The 1433-nt window shown below is 63.3% G+C and carries 4 protein-coding genes; all 4 read right to left on the minus strand.

What is annotated here, in order from left to right:
* Nucleotides 1–264, minus strand: a complete 264-nt coding sequence (locus A7P96_RS04485; protein ID WP_067525084.1) for a hypothetical protein — start codon at nt 262–264, stop codon at nt 1–3.
* A complete protein-coding gene (locus tag A7P96_RS04490; protein ID WP_067445020.1) occupies nt 252–641 on the minus strand; it encodes a hypothetical protein in 390 nt (129 codons plus the stop codon). The genes A7P96_RS04485 and A7P96_RS04490 overlap by 13 nt, the downstream gene beginning before the upstream one ends.
* Complete coding sequence (locus tag A7P96_RS04495) at nt 638–880, minus strand: hypothetical protein (protein WP_067525086.1); 243 nt, start codon at nt 878–880, stop codon at nt 638–640. The genes A7P96_RS04490 and A7P96_RS04495 overlap by 4 nt, the downstream gene beginning before the upstream one ends.
* A partial coding sequence (locus A7P96_RS10940) for a hypothetical protein (protein ID WP_197476442.1) occupies nt 877–1433 on the minus strand: 557 nt, incomplete at its 5' end. The genes A7P96_RS04495 and A7P96_RS10940, both read right to left, overlap by 4 nt.

Below are 1433 nucleotides of genomic sequence, written 5' to 3' on the forward strand. Positions count from 1 at the left end.
CTAGCGGCGTGCCTTGAAGGCGGGATTGGCGCGGCAGCTGTCGGCAAACTCTTCCAGCCTTTTGGTGTACACGGCGGCGGTGTGCAGGGATTGGGTCAGCAGTTCCACGGCCTTGTCTTGGCCGGTACCGGCCCTGATTTGCGCCGCCGGCAGCCGGGGGGCGTCGGTTCTGGGTTTCGGTTTGCTGCAGACGGTCGGGTAGTGGGCGGGGCCGGTGCAGGCCGCCAGGCCCAGCAGTGCGGCGGTCAGGATTATTTTTGCCATAGTCTGTTTATCCTTCTCAGGTTGTTAGCGGTCTCGCGTCCGACTTTTTCAGGTGGCCTGAAGGCGGCGGCCGGATGTTTGGCGGCCAGCTCGGCGCGCATCTGTGCCAGTTTTTGCGCTTGGGCACGGAGTTCCGCCCGGCTGCCGGCATTGTCCAGCTTGGCGCTTTGCAGTGCGGCAGTTTGGCTCTGTATCAGGCCGTCCTGCGCCACCATGATCTCCAGCAGTTCGTCCCGCTCGGCCGCCAAGGCCGCCAGTTCGGCATTCTTGCCCGCCAGCGCTTCGGCAAAGCCGTACCACGAATAGGCGGTAAAGCCGGCCAGCGCACCGCAAATCACGATGGCGGCGGTGCAGTGTTTGGGCAGTCTCGGCTTCATGATGCCTCTCCTTGTTCGTCCCGAGGGGCCGCCGGACGCCGGCCGAGGATGCTGATGGCCTTGTTGGTGCTGTTCGCGCCGTAGCTGGCGCAGATGTAGGCCAGGTAGAAATCGAAGTGCAGGCTGCCTTTATATGCCTGCCAGCCGATCACCGCGCTGCACACCAGATGCCCGCTGAGCATCACGACTTTGGACAGGCTGGCGGCCTCGCCGCCGAATCCGGTCAGTAAGCCCCTCATAGATACGCTCCCAATCTCGCGGCGGCGGTTTCCAACTGCGCGCGCGTTGCCGCGTCCAATTCCTTTTCCGCATACACGGCCAGATAGCCTGCCACGCGTCCGCCTTTTTTAACGGGGTAGCGGTATACCCGCCGCACGCCGTAGCCGTGTGCCAGCAGGTCGGTATTCAGGCTCGGCGTTTCGTCCGCCGTGCCGTCGGCAAAGTAAAAACCCTGCTTCTCCGGCTGCCACGCCGACACGCCACTCTGCCCGGCCAGGATTCTCTCCACCGTGGACTTGCCGCTTAAAATCGGCAGCCACGACAGCCCGATTTCCGACACCATGCGCCGTTCGTCCTGCTTGGTTTTGGCAAATACCAACAGCCGCCCCTGATATTCGTAGGGGTTGCTGCTCGGTACGAATTTGTAGCCCAAAACAGCCTGCAGGTCCGCCATCGCCACGCCGTCCGCCGCGCTTTCGGCTTCTTTGTTTTCCACAAAGCCGTGCGGGGACTGCAGGTAGGGCGCGGCCGACCCTTCTTTGCGCGCCCCTTCGATTGCCGTTTCTGCACCGG

Origin of the sequence: Eikenella sp. NML03-A-027, assembly GCF_001648395.1 — a bacterium.
Classification (GTDB): Bacteria; Pseudomonadota; Gammaproteobacteria; order Burkholderiales; family Neisseriaceae; genus Eikenella; species Eikenella exigua.

Coding starts and splice junctions, on each gene's coding strand:
- A7P96_RS04495 (WP_067525086.1), bottom strand. CDS start 880: ATGAGGGGCTTACTGACCGGATTCGGCGGCGAGGCCGCCAGCCTGTCC.
- A7P96_RS04490 (WP_067445020.1), bottom strand. CDS start 641: ATGAAGCCGAGACTGCCCAAACACTGCACCGCCGCCATCGTGATTTGC.
- A7P96_RS04485 (WP_067525084.1), bottom strand. CDS start 264: ATGGCAAAAATAATCCTGACCGCCGCACTGCTGGGCCTGGCGGCCTGC.